Origin of the sequence: Streptomyces fuscigenes, from assembly GCF_021556455.1 — a bacterium.
In the GTDB taxonomy this organism is placed as follows: domain Bacteria; phylum Actinomycetota; class Actinomycetes; order Streptomycetales; family Streptomycetaceae; genus Streptomyces; species Streptomyces fuscigenes.
Genome location: NZ_JAKGCV010000770.1, coordinates 1 through 1,249, shown reverse-complemented (window position 1 = coordinate 1,249; position 1,249 = coordinate 1). Strand labels below are relative to the sequence as shown.

Sequence of the window (1,249 nt, the reverse complement as noted above, 5' to 3'; positions counted from 1 at the left end):
CGCGCCCGCGAGCCGGGCCGGTCCCCCGCCGAGCGGGATGTCCGCGCCGGTGGGGCCGCGGGTAGGGTCGCCGGCATGGACGGTCCGGGCGGCATCACCGTGCGGCAGGCGCTGGAGCTGCCGGCGCTGCGCGGCGGCCTGCCGGAGGTGGTCGCGGGCGCCGAGCACCTCGACCGCACGGTGCGCTGGGTGCACGCCGGCGAGGTGCCCAACATCGCGTCGCTCCTCAAGGGCGGCGAGCTGCTGCTGACGACGGGCCTCGGGCTCGGTGCCCGGGCGGCCGATCAGCGGGGGTTCGTGCGGCGCCTGGCGGAACGCGGCATCGCCGCCCTCGTGGTGGAGCTCGGGCCCCGCTTCGACCGGCTGCCGCAGCCGCTGGTGGAGACGGCCCGCACGGCCGGACTGCCCCTCGTCCAGCTGCACCGCGAGGTCGCGTTCGTGTCCGTGACCGAGGAGGTGCACACCGGGATCGTCAACGGCCACTACGCGCTGCTGCGGCGCGCCGAGGAGGTGCACCGCCGGTGCACGGAGGCGCTCCTGGACGGCGGTGGCGTCCCGCGGGTGCTGGGCATCCTCGCGGACTTCTCCGCCGGGCCGGTGTTCCTGGAGACGGCCGAGGGCTCCCTGCTGTACGCGGCCGCGCCCGGGCCGGCCGGTTCGGCGGGCCCGGCGCCCGCCGATCCGCTCCAGGTGTGGGAGGGGCTGCGCGGCGCGCCCGCGGCCCGCAGGTCGGGGCCGCCCGCCGGGTCGGTGCTGGTGGACGTCCCGGGCGGCGGGCAGGGCACCGGGGCGGTACGGGCACGGCTGGTGATCCCCGCCGTGTCGGCGCCGCTCGGGCAGGTGCACCGGCTGGCGGCCGAGCGGGCCGCCGGCACGCTCGCGGTCGTCCTCATGCAGGCCCGGCAGGAGGAGGAGCTGGCGGCCCGCGGCCGGGGCGATTTCCTCACCGACCTCGCGGAGGGCCGGGTGCCGCCGCGGGAGGCGCCGGGCCTGGCCCGGGTCCTCGGTTTCAGGCCCGGTGAGGGACCGCTGCTGCCGGTCGTCATGCGTCTCGCGCCGGAGCCCGCGCGAACCGGTACCTGGGCGGTGCTGGCCCGGGCCGTGCTGGAGGAACTGGCGTCCGTGGGCGTGCCGGTGCTGCTGGGCGTGCGGCCGGTGGAGGGGCGGGTGCCGCTGCTGGTCGGCCTGCGCGCGGAGGCGGAGCGGGCCCCCGTCGCGGACCGGGTCGCGGCGGCGCTGCGCGCCGGGG

General features: G+C 79.5%; 1 protein-coding gene. It reads left to right on the top strand.

Translation table 11 applies throughout. From position 1 onward, the window contains the following. Positions 1-75 precede the first annotated feature (75 nt). Positions 76-1,249: PucR family transcriptional regulator ligand-binding domain-containing protein (locus tag L1885_RS28450; RefSeq protein ID WP_235800017.1), on the top strand; the 1,174-nt coding region annotated here is incomplete at its 3' end.